Consider the following 19,166-nt stretch of genomic DNA (forward strand, 5'->3'; position numbering starts at 1 on the left):
AACAGCCAATCACTAAGCCAAATCCATCAACACTTGTCTTACCGGGGCAAAGCTCGCCCTGTGTACAGGGCTGGGGCCAAGCTGCTGCAATGCCTGCAGGTGCACTTTGGTTGGGTAACCTTTGTGCCGGGCCAATCCATATCCTGGATATTTTTTATCAAGCTCCACCAGCTCCCGGTCCCGCGTCACTTTTGCCAGAATAGAAGCCGCTGCAATGGCTGCAACCCGGTTATCCCCCTTCACCACCGTATCACACGGATAAGACCAGTTCGGCTTTTTATTGCCGTCCACCAAAACATATTCCGGCTGTACAGGCAGCTGTTCCACAGCGCGGCACATGGCCAGTAAACTGGCCTGTAGAATATTGATTCGATCAATCTCCTGCACCGTGGCACGGGCAATAGAATAACTCAGTGCACAAGCACAAATCTGGTCATAGAGTAACTCTCGCTTTTTTTCACTCAGTTTTTTTGAGTCGGCGAGACCCTCAATGGGGTTGGCCGGATCGAGAATGACCGCCGCCGCAACGACATCGCCAGCCAGGGGGCCGCGCCCCACCTCATCGACACCGGCAAGCAAAACGCCCTGATAAGTACAAATATAAGGGGGAAGCGCTTTCTTAGGACACATCCATCTCTATCCACTTTGCTCCAATAGGTTGCAAACAGCATCCGCCGCACGCTCAGAAGCATTGCAGCGCAACTGTTGGTGGAGTTCATTAAACTCCCGTTGCAGTTGATCCCCCAACAGGGGATCCTCAAAGTAGCGCATCAACGCAGCCCCAAGGTTTTCCGGAGTGGCATCGCTTTGCAATATTTCCGGCACCAACTCCTTCTGCGCCAGCAGGTTGGGCAGCGACACCCAGGGGGTATGTAGCATTCGGGAAATAATAGCGTAGGAGACTCTGCCCAATTTGTAAGCCACCACCATCGGTTTTTTCAACAGCATCGTTTCCAAAGTGGCAGTGCCAGAGGCGATCAGCACACAGTCGGCAACGGTAAGTGCCGTTTGAGCGTGGCCTTCCAGCACAGTTACCGGAAGCTCGGTAAAACCCTGTAACTGCCGGTTGATCTCTGAGAGGCGCAGCCTGTTGGCGGCGGGCAGGACAAACTTGATATCCGGATTGCGCTGGTGACACCAGCGGGCAGTCTGCAAGAACAGTGACCCTAGTAAGCGCACTTCTCCTGCACGACTGCCTGGCAGCAGGGCGATGACTCTATCGCTATCCGCAAAGCCCAGTTCCCGGCGCTTTGCAGAGCCATTGACCTGCAGTGGAATATCATCGGCAAGGGGATGTCCGACGAAGGTTACCGGCACTTGGTTTTCCCGGTAAAATTTGGCCTCAAAGGGCAGCAATGTCAGCATATGGTTCACTGCGCGGGCAATCTTTTTGACCCTTCCCCGCCGCCAGGCCCACACTGAGGGACTGACATAGTGCACGGTTTTGATCCCCTCGGTTTTGAGGGATTCCTCCAGAGACAAATTGAAATCCGGCGCGTCGATGCCGATAAAGAGATCCGGTGGATTTTTGATAAAATACTGACAAAGGGAGCGGCGGATCTTTAATAATTCCGGCAGGCGCTTCAAGGGCTCTACCAGCCCCATCACCGACAGGCGCTCCATGGCATACAGGGAGTTTGCGCCCAAAGCCAGCATACGCGGGCCAGCGATACCTTCAAATGCCACCCCGGGCAGGCGCTTTTGCAATGCAGCCATTAGACTTGCGCCCAGAATATCCCCCGAGGCCTCACCAACAACCACACCAATGCGAAACGGCTTATTCTTTTCTGACACGCCTTAAAATCCCTCTGGATGAAAGCCGGCCCCACGAGACCAGGCGCAATTCACTCAAAGACCAAACCGGGAAGCCGCGAAGTTGCCCATCCCTGTGTGAATTTCGTGAGGTTAACGGACGATACCGCGGGTGGAAAATTCTAATGAATCAATCCACGGCTGAATGACAGCAGATTGTTCGCGCAGCTCCACCAACGCCTGCAAAGCCTCCTGTTGCGTCAGCCCGCGTCTATACACAATTTTATAGGCCTTGCCAATCAACGCGGTTTCCTCGCGGGAGAATCCGCGGCGACGCAACCCTTCCACGTTAATGGTTTTTGCTTCAGCCGGGTTTCCGGCAACCATCACATACGCCGGTACATCTTTGCCAACCGCAGCCCCCATACCAAGAAAGGCGTGCTCGCCGATGTTACAGTATTGGTGTACCAAACTATACCCACTGAGGATGGCCCAATCCCGCACGACTACGTGGCCAGCAAGGGCCACATTGTTGACCAGGATGGTATTGTTGCAGATTAGGCTGTCGTGACCGACATGGGCGTAGGCCATGATCAGATTATCATTGCCGATGGTCGTCTCTCCACGGTCCTGCACTGTGCCACGGTGAATGGTTACCCCTTCTCGGATAACATTATTATCGCCAACCACCAGCGTGGTCTGCTCTCCCCGGTACTTCTTATCAGGGGTATCCTGACCAACCGAAGCAAACTGGTAAATTCGGTTGTTCTTCCCCAGACTGCTCGGACCACTCAGAACCACGTGCGAGGCAATATCACAACCATCCCCTATTTCCACTCCAGCTCCGACAATAGAGTAGGCGCCGATACTCACCCCAGAACCAATGACTGCCGTTGGATCGACAATCGCTGTGGGGTGGATAGTTGTCTGCATTCTGGAACCTACTCCTCAGGTAGTGGACACTGCGGATACCATAAGCTTAATGCCAATAAGAAGCCAGAAAGTGCACAATTGGCAATTCTCATGCAGGAGGTGAAACGGCTACACTTTTTTCACTGCGCACAGGATCTCAGCAGAAGCTGCCAGCGCATCACCGACACTGGCCTTACAGGAGAACTTCCAGATATTGCGGCGTACAGAGACTGACACAGATTCAAGATCCAGTCGGTCACCGGGAATCACCTGGCGCTTGAAGCGCACCTTATCGACACCGCCAAAGAGGTACAGGTAGCCATCCTCAGGCTTCTTGCCAGAGCTTTTGAAGCCAAGAATCCCGGAAACCTGTGCCATGGCTTCAATAATCATAACCCCGGGGAAGATTGGCATCTGCGGAAAATGCCCGTTGAAAACCTCTTCATTTACCGAAATGTTCTTATAACCCTTGATACACTTTCCTGTTTCGAATTCCACAACGCGGTCCACCAGCAAAAAAGGATAGCGGTGTGGCAGGTACTCGCGAATTTCGCATACATCCATCATTCCAAATGCCCCCAGAAACCACTTCGGGGCGATAAACGCCCCGAAAACAACAAAGCCAAGTTTGATCCACTCAATACCAGCCGGTTCAGTCCTCCCGGCCGATGTGGCGGGACAACGCTTTCAGCTGTTTTTCCAGGTCCTTCAACCTGCGCGCCATTTTGTCCAGCCGCCCAAAACGCACCGCGTTGCGGCGCCAGGTAGGGCTATCGGAAAAAGGCAGGGCACCAGAATAACTGCCTGGGCTGTCAATGGACTTGGTCACAAACGTATCGGCAGTCACGGTGCAGCCATCGGCAATCGTCACATGCCCTGCGATACGCGAGCACCCAGCCAGGGCGCAGTGCCGCCCAATGACTGCACTGCCGGCAATCCCGGAACAAGCAGCAATGGCTGAATAGTCACCAATCTTCACATTGTGCGCGATTTGAACCAGATTGTCGATCTTAACCCCTCTGCCAATAACGGTATCGCCCAGGGCCCCGCGATCAACACAGGTATTGGCTCCTATTTCGACGTCATCACCAATATTCACGCCGCCGAGCTGATAGATCTTGATCCATTCCTGCTGGTGATGCGCAAAGCCGAAACCATCGGCTCCGATCACCGCCTGGCTATGAATAATACAATCTCTGCCAAGGCTGCAACGGTGATGCACAACAGCACCGGCGTGCAAACAACTGCCCGCACCTATGATAGCTCCCTCCCCCACAAAGCAGTTGGCCCCCAGAGAGACATTGGGGCCAATTTTGGCATGCTTTTCTACTACAACGCCGGCGGCCACACTGGCACTGGAGGAAATTTCAGCATCGGGGTGAACCACTGCCGAGGGATGAATACCGACTTCCACCTGCGGAGCCGTGTTAAACAGGGCGCTCGCACGGGCAAAAGCGAGATAGGGATCTTCGACACAGAGCACCGAAACCGGGCACTCATCGGCAAATTCCTCGGTAACCAGCACCGCACCGGCACCCGTATCTTTAAGGAAGCGGCGATAGGGGGAACTGGCCAGGAAAGTCAGATCACTGGCTCTGGCATCCTGCAATGTACTGAGAGCGGAAATTTTGTATCGGGAGTCTACACCAGGTGCCAGACGCAGCTCTGCACCCAGCGCTCGCGCAAGCCGGGCCAGGGACAAATTGTCACTCATGGGGGCTAGGGTTTACTTTTCTGCATTCATGCGCTTTACGACTGCCTCAGTGAGGTCAACCTGGGGACTGGCAAAAAACGCTGTATTGGCATCCAAAACCAAATCCAGCTTTTGCTCTTTGATAATCGCTTCCAGCGCGGCCTTGGCCTTGGGTCCCAAAGAAGCTTGTATTTCCTGACCCACCTGGGCTTCTATCGCACGCAACTTTTTAACCGTGGTTTCGAAATCGGAGCGCTTGAAATTGGCCTTGCGCTGATACTCAGTCTTCTGCTCGTCGGACCAGGTCACACTGTTTTTCTGGGCATCCTCTGCCATTTTCTGCAGCTCAGAGCGAATCGACTCCGCACTGCTTTGCAGTTTGGAATATTCCGCGCTGGTTTTTAAGGAATTCACTTTGGACTTGGCTACATCCGTGCTCATGATGGCAGCCTGCAGGTTTAATATCCCAATCTTGGTCTGCGCCAGTGCGGCGCCGGACAAGGTCAACCCAACCAGCAGAACCACGATAGTTTTTACATTTTTAAGCACTTTTGTTTCTCCAATCAATGTTATTTTCACTGCGCTCGATTTGCACCAAAGATGCCTTTTCCTGTGAGTCTGTGAGGTTAGAAGCTGTTGCCCAGGGTAAACTGGAAGACTTCCTCATCATCATCCTCGTTTTTCTTCAGTGGTTTGGCCAAACTGAAGGTAAGCGGGCCAAAGCCGGTAATCCAGGTCAGACCCAAACCTGCGGAAACATTCATTTTACCAAAATCCACATCGTAACAGTTTATCTGGGTATCTCCACAGCTGGTGTCGAATACATTGCCCGCGTCGATAAAGAAAGCCGACTGCAGAGACCGCTGATCCTTGATAAATGGCAATGGGAAAATCACCTCTGCGCTACCTTCAATTAAGATATTACCGCCAAAGGGGTCCGCATCATCAATCGGAAACGTTACTAACTGGCCATTAGAGTCTACCTCGTAACAACCTTGGGTGATTTCTCCATCCGCGGTCGCACAAGGCAGTCGAGCAGCAAGAACCTCTGCAGGTGTAGATCTGGGGCCCAGGGTATTGCGCTCAAACCCGCGAACCGAGCCAAATCCCCCGGCATAAAAATTCTCAAAGAACGGTAATTCATCGAGGTCCCCATAACTATCTCCGTAACCCAAACGAGTGCGCAGACGCAAAGTCAGACTCCTGGTGAGTGGGCGGAAATACTGGCCGGTATAAATAAACTTGTAATATTCAAGGTCACTGCCAGGCACCGTAAACTCCACGGAAAAATTCTGAGAGGCCCCGCGTGTGGCCAGAATCCCACGATTTAAGGTAGAGCGCGCATAAGAGGCGGTCAAACTCAAGCTATCAAAGGCATCCCCGTTGCGATCAATAAAGCCATCGGAAGGAAACAAGTCATCACTGAGGGGCATTGCCAAGTCCAAGTCTACAGGTTCTTCCTCCTCGGAAGCTGAAACCACTCGATCAGACTCTGCCTTGGTAATAACTCCGTCTATCCCAATTAAACGGGTAGGACTTGAAGCAATTTCTTGCACAGAGTTCGAACTTGTAGAAAGTTCGAGATGACTAAGCCCAATATTCAAACCCACACGGGATATTTCCGAGACCGGATAGCCAAAACTCACACCACCACCGTAAGTTTCAGTATTAAACTCTGAGAGACCAACCTCGGAATAGTCGTTCTCCCGATAATAAATATTGAAGCCACGGCTGACACCATCTGGCGTAAAGTACGGGTCCAGATAGGAAAAGTTAACCGCGGTCTGGTACGTTGAAGCATTCAATCCAATGCCAACCGACTTGCCCGTACCCATCCAGTTGCTTTCCTGGATATTGGCCCCCAGCACAAGGCCGCTGGTCTCGGCATAACCGAGGGTTCCGCCAATAGAGCCTGAGGGTTGCTCCTCGACCGTGTACTCCACATCAATTTGGTCCGAGGTTCCCGGAACTTCGGTAGTTTCAACCTCAACTTCCTTAAAGAAGCCGAGCCGTTCGAGGCGGACTTTCGACTGTTCGATACGTGCAGACGAGGCCGAAGCCGATTCCATCTGGCGCATTTCCCGGCGCAATACCTCATCCGAGGTGCGGGTATTGCCGCGAAAATTGATACGGCGCACATAGGCGCGCTTGCCCGGGTTAATAAAGAAGGTCACCTTGACTGTCTTTTCTTCTCTATTCGGCTCGGGGATACCGTTGACCTCTGCAAAGGTATACCCTTCATTGCCCAGGCGCTTGGTAATATAATCAGAAGTGGTGGTCATCAGTACCTGGGAGAAAGTCTGGCCCTCGCGCACAAGCAGTAAGCGCTGGATTTCCTCTTCCGGCACAATCGGGTCACCGGCCAGATCCACCTCGCTCACGGTGTAAACATCGCCCTCAATCACATTCACGGTAATAAATACACTGCGCTTGTCCGGGCTCAGGGAAACCTGGGTGGAGTCGATCTGGAAGTCAAGATAGCCGCGATCAAGGTAATAAGACTCCAGACGCTCCAGGTCGCCAGTGAGTTTCTCGCGGGAATATTTGTCGTCACTGCGCAGCCAGGACAACCAGCCTGTGGTTTGTAGTTCAAAAAACTCCGCCAGCTCCTCATCGGAGAAGGCGCGATTGCCGACGACATTGATATGCTTGATGGCAGCGACCGAGCCCTCATCCACAATAATCTTGAGCTCCACCTGGTTTCGCGGCAACTCCTTCACTTCGGTTTGTACACTGGCACCGTAACGCCCCTGTGCCACATATTGCCGCTGCAGCTCCTGGGCCAACCCTTCCAGGGTGGCGCGCTTAAAGATCTGGCCTTCGGCAAGGCCATTTTCCTGCATGCCTTTCAACAGGTCTTCCGTTGAGATGGCTTTGTTACCGGTAATTTCGATCTTGGAAATTGCCGGGCGCTCCCGCAGTGTGACAACCAGGACGCCATTTTCACGGCCGATCTGAATGTCTTCAAAGTAACCGGTGCGAAAAAGTGCTCGGGTCGCACCCTGAATATCCAGAGCCTCAATCTCATCGCCCACTCGAACCGGGAGCGCAGAGAAGACTGTACCGGCCGAAACGCGCTGCAAGCCTTCCACGCGGATATCGTTGACCACGAACGACTGCGCTATCGCACTCAATGGCAATATCAGCCCGAGGGAGGCCGCTTTGAGGAAATCTTTCATCTACTAATTCCGAGTCTTTTTATTCGCACACCAGGGGCGAAAGCACCCTGAGAGTACCCGCTTTCCGGACCATTTCCTTTTGCACTCTGTGGGCGGTAACAATCCAACAGATCACAAGCGCAAAATGTCATTGTATAAAGCCAATCCCATGATGCAGAGGACCAGTGCCATGCCCACTTGCATCCCAATCACCTGAACCCGCTCTGACACAGGTGAGCCCTTGATCGCCTCAATACCATAGTAGAGGAGATGGCCGCCATCGAGTACCGGTATAGGGAGCAGATTGAGTACACCGAGCGTGATACTGAGCAGCGCCAGCAGGGACAGGAAGGACTGCCAGCCCGCCTCTGCAGAAGTACCCGCCACTTTAGCAATGGTAATAGGACCACTCAAGTTTTTGGTTGAAATTTGACCAAATATCAACTTCTTCAGGCTATTCAAGGTAAACAGGGTTTTATCCCAGGTTTCCTGCAACCCTTTGTGGAAGGCCCCACCAATGCCGTAGTGAAAAACCCGTACTCGGTCCTTCGGCCAGGGTTTTGAAAATGGCAGCACACCTATCTGACCGCCAAGTTCACCACTGTCAAGGGTAACCTCTGTGGGGGTCACCGGCAGGGTCAGTCGCTCACCCTGTCGCTCCACTTCAACCTGGATTGGGACTCCGGCATGGGCACGCACATACCCACTCCAGGCATCCCAGTCAGAAAATGCCTGGCCATCGGTCCCGACAACCTGATCACCGGCGCGAAGACCAGCGGCACTGGCAGCGCTGCCCTCGACAACGCGATAAAGCGTCATACTGGCCGATGGCGTCCAGAGTTCCAACCCTACCCCGACCAATGGGTCTGGCACCTCCTGCTCCGACAGCCAGCGGTCAATGTCTGCCGCTGCATGGTACTCAAGGTTTGAATCTGGGTAGCGCACAGAGAACTCTATGGCGCCACTATCCCCGAGGCGATTGGCCAGACGCCAGTTCAGCGCCTGCCGGGTTGGGGTTGCCTCACCATCCACAGCGATGATTTCCTGGCCGGGCTCAAGCCCCGCAGCCTCGGCAATACTACCGGGCTTCACAGCGTGGACTATAGGCACAGGGCCGGCAACCCCACCCATAAACACCACCCAAAATAAAACAACCGCCAGGAGGAAGTTGGCTACCGGCCCGGCCGCAGCAATGGCAATGCGCGCCCAAACGCTCTTGCGGTTGAAGGCTTGTTCCACCTGGTTGGCGGCAACAGGCCCCTCCCGCTCATCCAACATCTTGACGTAGCCGCCAAGGGGGATGGCCGAGAGTGTAAATTCCGTACCGTGACGATCATAGCGTGAGATAAGGCGGCGGCCAAAACCGACCGAAAAACGCAGCACTTTAACCCCAAAGAGGCGTGCTACAAGGAAGTGCCCAAACTCGTGGAAAGATACCAGTACACCGAGAGCCACCAGGGCCCAGATTACCGTCTGAATCAGGTCCATATGCAATTACAGTTTCTTTTCATGCGCAAACCCCGCCATTATACGCCCTATCCTATGACTAGAGAGCCCCTATTACCTGTCGGGCCAGTTCTCGCGCATTGTGATCAGTGGCTTCGACTGTATCCAGCCCGGTCAGTTCAACGACTGGAGCACGATTCATGACTTTCTCTATAGCCGTTGGAATGCTGGTAAACGCCAACCGCCCCTGTAAAAAGGCCTCAACCGCCACTTCGTTAGCCGCATTCAGGACTGTGGGCGCACTGCCCGCTGCATCAATCGCCTCTCTGGCCAAACGCAGACACGGGAAGCGTTGAAAGTCCGGCGCCTGAAAGTCGAGGCGCCCCAAGGCTATCAGATCAAGGGCGGAAACACCTGCATCAATGCGCTGCGGAAAAGCCAGCGCATGGGCAATTGGGGTACGCATATCCGGATTCCCCATCTGCGCCAGCAGCGACCCGTCCCGGTACTGCACCATGGAGTGCACAATACTCTGCGGATGCACCACTACCTCAATCTGTTCGGGGCGTGCACTGAACAGAAAACAGGCCTCAATGAATTCCAGCCCCTTATTCATCATGGTGGCGGAGTCTACGGAAATCTTCCGCCCCATGGACCAGTTCGGGTGTGCACAGGCCTCATCCGGTGTTACCCCGTGCAGATCCTCTCTGGCACGGGTTCGAAAAGGACCACCGGAGCCGGTGAGCAGTATCTTTTCAACACCCGAGTTTTCCAGGCTCTCACAGGGGTACGGCAGACACTGAAAGATGGCATTATGCTCACTATCAATAGGCAGCAATTGTGCGCCATTGGCCCGCAGCGCGCGCAGGAACACCGGCCCGGCCATCACCAGTGCCTCTTTATTTGCCAGCAGCACTTTTTTGCCAGACTCCACCGCAGCGAGGGTTGGGCGCAATCCGGCGGCACCGATGATCGCCGCCATCACGGTGTCCACCGCGGTGTCTGCAGCCACCTTGCACAGCCCTTCCACGCCCGATAAAACTTCGGTGGCAACCTCACCGGTCAGCAGAGCCCGCAATTCCTGTGCGCGCCGCTCGCCGGCGACCACGGCGAAGCGGGGGCTGAAGCGCCTGCATTGCTGAGCCAGCTCGGCCACCCGGTTGTGGGCCGTCAAGGCGTAAATCGAATACTGTTGCGGGTGGCGCGCGAGTACATCGAGCGTACTGACCCCAACTGAGCCTGTAGAGCCGAGCACAGTCACGGTTTGCGGAGATGTATTTTGCATGGGTTCTCGCTGTACCTCCGGGCCAAAAGGACTCCCGCCACACCAACACTCCCGGCTCAGCCCCAGTGGCGGGAGCGCGGAGAGACACTTGCTAGAAATTTATAGGCACCGGCTAAAGATATTTGTGCAGCTCACTGGCCAGTGCGGCCATGGTAAACACCGGCAAAGCCGCACAAAGGCTGTCTATCCTGTCCATAACCCCACCGTGGCCAGGCAATATTCGGCTGCTGTCCTTGATGCCCCGGTGACGCTTAAACATACTCTCCAGCAAATCGCCGATAACCGAAGCGAGCGCCGTTACCAACACCCCAAAAGTAAAGAGAAGGGTGTTCTTCAGGGGAAGCTGAAACAGGAAAGAGGTTGCAAGCGCAAGGATCAGGCAGGCACCCAACCCCCCGAAAAAACCCTCCCACGACTTGCCGGGACTCACCTCTCGGGCCAGTTTGCGCCTGCCGAACTTACGCCCGACAAAGTAGGCCCCCACATCCGCTGCCACAACAATGGCCACAACGTAAAGCACCAGCCAAGCTCCATGATCCAGCCCGCGCAGGATCACCAGGGACAACCAACTGGGCACCAATACAACCAGACCAACCAGACCGCGAACCCAGCGGTTTCCCCACAGCATGGCACTGGCCGGATAACTCTGTACCCATAAAAAAGCCAGCGCCCACCAGCCACAGGCAACCGCCAGTATTTGACGTCCGCGGTCAATATCCGGAGAGCTGAAATCCATTGAGAATACATACTGGGCAGTTGCTATTAAGGCGCCGCCCAGAGAGGTGAGAAAAACGAAGCGCAGGGCGCGGTTGAGGTTGGAAAGGTTGGCCCACTCCCAGCCACCCAGCAAAATCACAGCGACAAACACCAGCGAATACCACTGCATGGGCAACAGAAACAAAACCCCGGAAAACAGTGCCAGCAAGACCAACGCAGTAATTATTCTTTGTTTTAGCACCGCAAACCCCTTATCTCTGCACCTGTACTCTGCCTGCATAAACTGCGCCAATCAAGCGCACCGTATAAAGTATCCCCGAAAACTTTGTGCCGGCAAAAAACGATTGCGCTTCCAGCCGGTATCAATCAGGCCAGCACAGCACTACCACCCGCCGCAGCTCGCCCACCAAAGCGTCGGTCACGCTGTTTAAACGTTGCGATTGCCTCATCCAGGGCAGCCTCGTCAAAATCAGGCCACAATATATTGGTAAAAAAGAATTCACTGTAAGCGGCTTGCCACAAAATAAAGTTGCTGATGCGCTGCTCCCCACTGGATCTGATTAACAGGTCTACCGGTGGCAAATCGGCGAGTTGCATATGGCCTTCCACTGCCTCCTCACCAATGGACTCTACTGTGCGCTTGCCATCCACGACCTCTTCTGCAAGCCTGCGCGCAGCCTGGGCAATATCCCAGCGCCCGCCGTAATCCGCCGCGATCACCAGGTCTCCCTGCCCCCCCCTGCGGGTGATATCCTCCGCCTCGGCAATGGCGCGCTGAAGACGCAGAGAAAAGCGGTCCCGCCGCCCAATCACCCTCAGGCGCACACCTTCGTCGCACATACGCCGGGCCTCCTTGCGCAAATAGGAGTGGAACAGGCGCATCAACAGCGCCACCTCTTTAGGCGGCCGCTGCCAGTTCTCACTGGAAAAAGCGAACAGCGTCAGCGCTTTTACATCACGACTTCTGCACGCAGACAACAGGTCACGGATGCGCTCAACCCCCGCTTTGTGACCTGCCGAAGGAGAGAGGCCACGGCGTGCGGCCCAGCGCCCGTTGCCATCCATAATGATGGCGATATGCCTGGGGCCGGGACCAGTCACATCGGTACCACCGAAGGCCATTAAATTTCCATCAGATCTTTTTCTTTGGCCACAAGTGCCTGATCGACACCTGCAACAAACTGATCGGTAATCTTCTGGATCTCTTCGCCAGTGCGGCGCTCGTCATCCTCTGAAATCTCCTTATCCTTCACCAAAGTCTTCACCACAGTCAATGCGTCGCGGCGGATATTGCGAATGGAAACACGTGCAGTTTCTGCCTCGCCCTTAGCCTGGCGAATAAAATTCTTGCGGGTTTCCTCGGTCAGCGCAGGCATGGGGATACGAATAACCGCACCTGCAGTGCTGGGGTTCAATCCCAGATCGGACTTCATAATCGCCTTTTCAATATCCGGCACCAGGCTCTTTTCCCAGGGCGTTACCGACAGAGTACGTGCATCTTCAACGATGATATTGGCCACCTGGGACAGCGGCGTATCGGTGCCGTAATAAGAGACATGGATACTATCGAGAATACTTGGGTGCGCGCGACCGGTACGGATTTTATTGAAATTGCCGGCCAGTGCGTCGAGCGCTTTACCCATTCGGGCCTTGGCATCCTGCTTGATATCTTCAATCACGATTTCAGCTCCTCTTCAATTAGCGTGCCTTCCTCACCGCCAACCACGATATTGAGCAGCGCACCGGCTTTATCCATGCGAAAAACCCGCACGGGCATGTTGTGCTCACGGCAAAGACAAATTGCGGTCAAATCCATCACACCCAGCTTTTTATTCAACACTTCATCGTAGGTCAGTTGGTCGTAACGAGCTGCAGAAGGATCGAGCACCGGGTCGGCCGAGTAGACACCATCCACCTTGGTCGCCTTAAGCACCAACTCCGCCTCAATCTCGATCCCGCGCAAACACGCTGCGGAGTCTGTGGTAAAAAAGGGATTACCGGTGCCAGCAGCAAAAATCAGCACCTCGCCCCGCTCCAGATAACGAATTGCTGCGCGGCGGTCATAATGGTCAACAATACCGCTCATTTGAATTGAGGACATGACTCGTGAGGTGATATCAGACCTCTCCAGAGCGTCGCGCAGGGCCAGAGCGTTCATCACCGTGGCCAACATTCCCATATGGTCGCCCGTCACGCGGTCGAGACCAGCGGCACTTAGCGCGGCGCCACGGAACAGATTGCCACCCCCGACAACCAAGCCAACCTGCACGCCAATACCCACCAGTTGGCCAATCTCCAGGGCCATTTTATCCAGCACCTTGGGACTGATGCCAAAGCCCTGATCACCCATCAGCTCTTCGCCGCTGAGTTTTAAGAGAATTCTCTTATATTTGCGATCCTTAATACCGGGCATGCGTCGGTCCTCTCCTGGGTACCTGTTTAGTGGCCAAGCATTGGCGTCGAAAATTACACTATAGCTGTTATTTGCACAGGGAGATGTGCCACTGCAGCCACAGAGAGCCGAGCACAAACACCTCACCTGTGCGCAGGCACCATTGGCGCCCTCATCACACGATCAGGAAGTGGACTTAACCTGCGCGGCAACTTCCGCTGCGAAGTCCACCTCTTCTTTCTCGATCCCTTCACCCACTTCGAAACGTACAAAGGAAACCACATCGGCACCGGCCTCTTTCACCAGCTTACCGATACTCACATCCGGGTTTTTAACAAACGGCTGTTCAACCAGGCTGTTCTCTTTCAGGAACTTCTTGATTCGACCACCCATCATCTTCTCAACGATTTCCGCCGGCTTGCCATCCATGTCGGGCTGTGCCTTGATGATGTCCTTCTCTTTCTCAAGCACATCCGCTGGCATATCCTCCGGCTTGTTCACCTGCGGATTGACCGCGGTCACGTGCATGGCAACGTCTTTCGCCAACTCAGCAGTGCTGCCAGTGAGGGCCACCAGGGCGGCGATTCGGTTGTTAGAGTGCACGTAAGCGCCGACTACCGGGGCTTCCACCAGTTGGATACGACGCACACCGATATTCTCGCCAATCTTCTGTACCAGGGCTTCGCGAGCAGCCTCCAGCTCGCCTTCCATCAGCGCAGCAACATCCCGTTGGCGTTCAGAGAAGGCCTTGTCGACCACCTTTGTAACAAACGCCTGAAAATTATTGTCACGGGCAACGAAGTCGGTTTCCGAGTTCACCTCAACCAGCACGCCGAAGCTGCCGTCTTCGGCAACCTTTCCGGCAACAACGCCATCTGCAGCAGTGCGACCTGCCTTCTTCGCCGCCTTCAGACCGGAGGCTTTGCGCAGATCCTCAATCGCTTTCTCGATATCGCCATCCGCTGCAGTGAGTGCCTTTTTACACTCCATCATCGGGAGACCGGTGCGCTCGCGCAATTCTTTTACCATAGACGCGGTAATCGCCATGATTAAATCCTCGGAGTTCTATAACTAATAATTAGAAAAAAGGGGCCGTAACCTGGGCCCCTTTTTTAAGTTCGCAGTGTAACGCTATTGGGCTACACCATGGCATCCTGCAAATTACTCTGCAGCCGCCTCATCATCATTGGCTTCAACGTATTCATCTTTCTTGGTCCCCGCACTGCCAGTCTCGGCCGCACCTGCGAGCACTGCGTCAGCAACCGCTGTGGTGTAAAGCTTGATAGCGCGGATCGCATCGTCGTTGCCGGGAATCACGTAGTCAACGCCAGAGGGGTCACTATTGGTATCGACAACGCCGATGACCGGAATGCCCAGCTTGTTCGCCTCCTGGATAGCGATACGCTCGTGCTCAACATCGATAACAAAGACCACGTCAGGCAGGCCACCCATATCCTTGATACCACCTATCGAGCGCTCCAACTTCTCCATGGTGCGGGTGCGCATCAAAGCTTCCTTTTTGGTCAGCTTTTCAAAAGTGCCGTCCCGGGATTGGTTTTCCAGATCGCGAAAACGCTTGATGGAAGCGCGGATCGTTTTGTAGTTGGTGAGCATTCCACCCAGCCAGCGGTTGCTGACGTAGGGCTGGCCACAGCGTTCGGCCTGCTCTTTGACAGATTTCTGCGCGGCGCGCTTGGTGCCTACGAACAGAATCTTTTTTTTCTGGGCAGCCATCCCCTTGATCACCTGCAGGGCTTCATTGAAAGCCGGCACAGTGTGCTCCAGGTTGATGATGTGAATTTTGTTGCGGGCGCCAAAGATGAATTGGCCCATCTTCGGATTCCAATAGCGGGTCTGGTGACCAAAATGGACACCAGCCTGCAACATGTCGCGCATGCTTACTTGCGGCATAATAAACCTTTTAATGTACGGGTTAAACTTCCACACATCCCATGCATCAACCCCTCTCGAGGCACCCAGACACATGTGCCGATGCGTGTGCGGCATTTTTCGCCCCCAAAGCACCAAGCATCGGGAGCGGCGCGCTTTATACCACAATCCCCAACCCGAGTGAAGTTAGGCCGGCAATTTCACGCATGTAAAAAGCCAATCCCGACGCAATCGGGACTGGCAAACGATGCCCCGCCAACGGCAATCCGCTACAATGGCGCCTTGTGTGGGCTCCCCCCCTAACCCAGAGACAAAGGAAACGCATGACCTCAACCATCAAGACCCCGGAACAGATCGCCAAGATGCGCACTGCAGGTCGCCTCGCTGCAGAGGTCCTGGAAATGATTGGCGAGTATGTCGTCCCCGGAGTCACTACGGAAGAACTGGACCAGCGCTGCCACGACCACATAGTCAATGTACAAAAAGCGATTCCCGCCTGCCTCGGCTACCGCGGCTTCCCCAAATCCATCTGCACTTCGGTCAACGAAGTGGTCTGCCACGGTATACCATCCAACAGCAAGACCCTGAAAAAGGGCGACATCATTAATATCGACGTCACCGTCATCAAGGATGGCTGGTACGGCGACACCAGCAAAATGTTCTTTGCCGGCAAACCCGCGGCACATGCCGAGCGCCTGGTGCGCATCACCCAGGAGGGCCTGTACAAGGCCATCGAGATGGTGCGCCCAGGCACGACCCTCGGCGACATAGGCCACGTTATACAACGACACGCAGAAAAAAATTACTACTCCGTAGTGCGTGATTTCTGTGGCCATGGTATCGGCGACACCTTCCACGAAGAACCTCAAATATTGCACTACGGGCAGCCGGGCACCGGGGAGGCACTGAGGGAGGGCATGACCTTTACGATCGAGCCAATGATCAACGCCGGCAAAGCCGCTACCCGTGTCCTCAGTGACGGTTGGACCGCCATCACTAAAGACCGTCGCCTGTCTGCGCAGTGGGAACACACCATGGCAGTCACCAGCAACGGGGTTGAGGTACTGACTGCACGTAGCGAAGAGCATTTTTAGCCCCAGCACTGTACATCGCCCAACACTCAGCTTCGGTTAATCATGATGCAAAGACCCGCTGCGGCATTCCCGTAACAGAACACAGCCAAACGGACCTATCCATGCAGCCGGCCAGCCCCCCCTACTTCGAGCGCCCCCTGTTTTTCTTCGACCAGGCCCGCTTTCGCAAGGATCTCGCCACTGGCAACAAGCCGCCCTTACAGGTTTTCAAGGACGCCGTCAGCGCGGCAGAGCGCCAGATGGCGGAACGATTCCGCGAAGGGGAGGACGTAAGTACCCTGGTACATGAGCGCGCACTGTTTGTGGACTGCCTGCTGCACTACGCCTGGCACCAACACCTCTGGAAGCCCGGTATCGGACTGCTCGCCGTCGGGGGCTACGGCCGGGGTGAACTGCACCCACACTCGGACATCGACCTGCTGATACTCAGCGACGGCAGCCTCGATGCCGATAGTGTGGACAATATCGAGCAGTTCGTGACTTTTCTCTGGGATCTGGGCCTGGATATCGGTCACTCGGTGCGCAGCGTGAAGGAGTGCCTGGCATTGGCCGCGCAGGATATTACCGTTGCCACCAACCTCACCGAGTCCCGCACCATTGTCGGGGACGAGAAACCCGGAAAGCGGCTGGCGATGGACATCGACCGCAGCAAGCCCTGGCCCGCAGAAGCATTTTTCCTCGCCAAGCTCGCCGAGCAGGAAGCGCGCCACAACCGCCAGCAGGCGGCGGAAAATATCCTGGAACCCAACATCAAAAACGCCCCCGGCGGGCTGCGGGATATCCAGACCATCACCTGGGTTGCCAAGTACTTCTTCCCCGTGCGCACCCTGAAACAACTACAGGGCAGGCTGTTAACCGAGGAGGAATTTGTCATTCTCCGCTCCGGCGAAACCTTCCTGTGGCGTCTGCGCTACGGCCTGCATCTGCTTGCCGGGCGTGCTGAGGAACGCCTGCTGTTCGATTATCAAAGAGCACTGGCAAAACAATTTGGCTACCTAGACACGGACTCACAGCTGGCAGTAGAGCAGTTTATGCACAATTACTACCGTATTGTCATGTCACTGCGTGAACTCAACGATGTACTCCTGCAGTATCTCAGCGAGGTAATCCTGCAGCGCGGCAGGGCGCACACTATCACCCCGATAAATGCGCGCTTCCAACTGTACGACGATGCCATTGAGGTTACCCGCCCGCAGGTTTTTAGCGAGCACCCCTCGGCGCTGCTGGAAATCTTCCTGCTGATGGCTCAAAACCCAAAGATCACCGGCGTACGCGCCGCCACCATTCGCCTGATACGGGCACACCGCCTCTTGATCAACGAAGACTTTCGTGCCAATCCGGCCAATAGCGCGTTGTTTATGCAGTTGCTACGCGCACCGCGCGGCCTCTCCAGCCAGCTCACACGCATGACCCGCTACGGCATTCTGGGGCGCTACCTGCCGGAGTTCGGACGGGTCACCGGACAGATGCAGCACGACCTCTTCCACATCTATACCGTGGATGCGCACACCCTGCAGGTTGTGCGCAATATGCGCAGCTTCCGCAGCCCCGAGGCGCAGGAGCGGTTTCCCATTGCCGCGGAGATACTCGGGCGCATGCGCCATCCGGAGCTGCTGTATATCGCCGGTCTCTACCACGATATCGCCAAGGGCCGCGGTGGCGACCACTCAAAACTCGGCGTGGTGGATGCCGGTAATTTCTGCCAGCGCCACCAGCTGCCCGCGCGGGACCAGCGCCTGGTCTGCTGGCTTGTGGAAAAGCACCTGCTGATGAGCCAGGTATCCCAAAAGCAGGACATCAGCGACCCGGAAGTGGTGCACGCCTTCGCCCGCGAAGTGGGCGACCGCGAGCACCTGGATTACCTCTACGCTTTGACAGTGGCAGATATTAATGCCACCAATCCGGAGCTCTGGAATAGCTGGCGCGCCAGCCTTTTGCGCCAGCTCTATCAGGCCACTCAGCACGCCCTGCGCCGGGGGCTAGAGAACCCCATTGATCGCGAGGAGATTATTGACGAAACCCGCAGCCAGGCCCTGGAGAAGCTGAGCGCTCTGGGACTGTCCAAGGCTGCGGTGGAGAGTATTTGGGCGCAGATGGGCGAGGACTACTTCGTGCGCGAGAGCGCTGACAACATTAGCTGGCACACCGCCGCGATCCACGAGCTGCACGGTAGTGCCCCGCTGGAGCGGATCGATACCCTGGTATTAACCCGCAATTCCGGCCCCGGCGAGCACGACGGTGCCACCCAGGTCTTTGTGTACACGCCCGACAAAGCCAACGTGTTCGCCGCCGTAGTAACCGGTCTCGATTTGCTCAATCTGAGCGTGCACGATGCGCGCCTGTATAACTCCGCCTCGGGCTACACCCTCGACACCTTTTACGTACTGGATGAATCCGGCCAACCCCTGCTGGACGAACCGCAGCGGCTGCAGCAGATTCGCGATACGCTGCAGCGGGAACTGGCCCTGGTGGAGGACTACTCCAAGGTCATCCAGCGGCGCACATCCCGGCGCCTGAAAATGTTTGAACTGGAGAGTCGAGCGCACCTGTCCAGCGAGCCCGGTGACCACTACAGCACCCTGGAGATAACCAGTGCAGACAGGCCCGGCCTACTCGCGCGTATCGCGCGTATTTTTATTGCCCACGGCCTGCGCCTGCACAACGCCAGAATATCCACCCTGGGGGAGCGCGTGGAGGATGTCTTCCATATTACCGATGCCGAGGGCCGGCCTCTCTGTGGAACAGAGGCCAACCGCGCACTGGAGGAGGCCATCTGCCGGGAACTGGACGACTACCGGGCGCCACAGCAGCCATAAATTGAGACCGC

At 55.5% G+C, this 19,166-nt stretch carries 17 protein-coding genes; 2 read left to right on the forward strand and 15 right to left on the reverse strand.

All coding sequences use genetic code 11. The features are described from left to right. Positions 1–12: 12 nt before the first annotated feature. The 15 genes from rnhB to rpsB form a co-directional block, all read right to left on the reverse strand. Positions 13–630 carry a ribonuclease HII gene (gene rnhB / locus ACL7TT_RS05480; RefSeq protein ID WP_413393775.1) on the reverse strand — a complete coding sequence of 206 codons (618 nt, stop codon included), beginning with the start codon at positions 628–630 and terminating at the stop codon, positions 13–15. Between the two features lie 6 nt (positions 631–636). Next, on the reverse strand, positions 637–1,794 hold the full coding sequence (lpxB, locus tag ACL7TT_RS05485; RefSeq protein ID WP_413393776.1) for a lipid-A-disaccharide synthase: 1,158 nt from the start codon (positions 1,792–1,794) through the stop codon (positions 637–639). Between the two features lie 111 nt (positions 1,795–1,905). Beyond that, entirely contained in the window at positions 1,906–2,685 is a 780-nt protein-coding gene (lpxA, locus tag ACL7TT_RS05490; RefSeq protein ID WP_413393777.1) for an acyl-ACP--UDP-N-acetylglucosamine O-acyltransferase, read from the reverse strand. A gap of 108 nt (positions 2,686–2,793) precedes the next feature. Continuing rightward, positions 2,794–3,231: a 3-hydroxyacyl-ACP dehydratase FabZ gene (gene fabZ / locus ACL7TT_RS05495; RefSeq protein ID WP_299946136.1), complete on the reverse strand. Its 438-nt coding sequence runs from the start codon at positions 3,229–3,231 to the stop codon at positions 2,794–2,796. An 85-nt stretch (positions 3,232–3,316) separates the two neighbouring features. Beyond that, positions 3,317–4,378, reverse strand: coding sequence for a UDP-3-O-(3-hydroxymyristoyl)glucosamine N-acyltransferase (gene lpxD, locus ACL7TT_RS05500; RefSeq protein WP_413393778.1), 1,062 nt, complete (start codon positions 4,376–4,378; stop codon positions 3,317–3,319). A 12-nt stretch (positions 4,379–4,390) separates the two neighbouring features. Then, positions 4,391–4,906 (reverse strand): OmpH/Skp family outer membrane protein, encoded by a 516-nt coding sequence (locus ACL7TT_RS05505; RefSeq protein WP_413393779.1) that lies wholly within the window; start codon positions 4,904–4,906, stop codon positions 4,391–4,393. A 77-nt stretch (positions 4,907–4,983) separates the two neighbouring features. Next, complete coding sequence (gene bamA, locus ACL7TT_RS05510; protein ID WP_413393780.1) at positions 4,984–7,536, reverse strand: outer membrane protein assembly factor BamA; 2,553 nt, start codon at positions 7,534–7,536, stop codon at positions 4,984–4,986. A 111-nt stretch (positions 7,537–7,647) separates the two neighbouring features. Beyond that, entirely contained in the window at positions 7,648–9,003 is a 1,356-nt protein-coding gene (gene rseP / locus ACL7TT_RS05515) for an RIP metalloprotease RseP (protein WP_413393782.1), read from the reverse strand. Positions 9,004–9,061: 58 nt separating this feature from the next. Then, positions 9,062–10,246: a 1-deoxy-D-xylulose-5-phosphate reductoisomerase gene (gene ispC, locus ACL7TT_RS05520; protein ID WP_413393783.1), complete on the reverse strand. Its 1,185-nt coding sequence runs from the start codon at positions 10,244–10,246 to the stop codon at positions 9,062–9,064. A gap of 112 nt (positions 10,247–10,358) precedes the next feature. After that, positions 10,359–11,204, reverse strand: a complete 846-nt coding sequence (locus tag ACL7TT_RS05525; protein ID WP_299946119.1) for a phosphatidate cytidylyltransferase — start codon at positions 11,202–11,204, stop codon at positions 10,359–10,361. 125 nt (positions 11,205–11,329) lie between these two features. Continuing rightward, positions 11,330–12,085 carry a polyprenyl diphosphate synthase gene (gene uppS / locus ACL7TT_RS05530; RefSeq protein ID WP_413393784.1) on the reverse strand — a complete coding sequence of 252 codons (756 nt, stop codon included), beginning with the start codon at positions 12,083–12,085 and terminating at the stop codon, positions 11,330–11,332. Beyond that, complete coding sequence (gene frr / locus ACL7TT_RS05535; RefSeq protein ID WP_413393785.1) at positions 12,085–12,642, reverse strand: ribosome recycling factor; 558 nt, start codon at positions 12,640–12,642, stop codon at positions 12,085–12,087. Before frr ends, uppS begins: the two co-directional genes overlap by 1 nt. Beyond that, the gene (gene pyrH, locus ACL7TT_RS05540; RefSeq protein WP_299946113.1) at positions 12,639–13,376 is read right to left on the reverse strand and encodes a UMP kinase; all 738 of its coding nucleotides are present in this window, start codon (positions 13,374–13,376) and stop codon (positions 12,639–12,641) included. Before pyrH ends, frr begins: the two co-directional genes overlap by 4 nt. Before the next feature lie 162 nt (positions 13,377–13,538). Next, a complete protein-coding gene (gene tsf / locus ACL7TT_RS05545; RefSeq protein WP_413393786.1) occupies positions 13,539–14,402 on the reverse strand; it encodes a translation elongation factor Ts in 864 nt (287 codons plus the stop codon). A 114-nt stretch (positions 14,403–14,516) separates the two neighbouring features. Next, positions 14,517–15,266 carry a 30S ribosomal protein S2 gene (rpsB, locus tag ACL7TT_RS05550; protein ID WP_413393787.1) on the reverse strand — a complete coding sequence of 250 codons (750 nt, stop codon included), beginning with the start codon at positions 15,264–15,266 and terminating at the stop codon, positions 14,517–14,519. A gap of 302 nt (positions 15,267–15,568) precedes the next feature. On the opposite strand from rpsB, the gene map reads away from it, so the two are divergent. Further along, positions 15,569–16,339, forward strand: coding sequence for a type I methionyl aminopeptidase (gene map / locus ACL7TT_RS05555; RefSeq protein ID WP_299946106.1), 771 nt, complete (start codon positions 15,569–15,571; stop codon positions 16,337–16,339). 101 nt (positions 16,340–16,440) lie between these two features. Then, positions 16,441–19,155: a [protein-PII] uridylyltransferase gene (locus ACL7TT_RS05560; RefSeq protein WP_413393789.1), complete on the forward strand. Its 2,715-nt coding sequence runs from the start codon at positions 16,441–16,443 to the stop codon at positions 19,153–19,155. The last annotated feature ends 11 nt before the right edge of the window (positions 19,156–19,166 follow it).

This window comes from Microbulbifer jejuensis (assembly GCF_047289955.1).
Taxonomy (GTDB): Bacteria; Pseudomonadota; Gammaproteobacteria; order Pseudomonadales; family Cellvibrionaceae; genus Microbulbifer.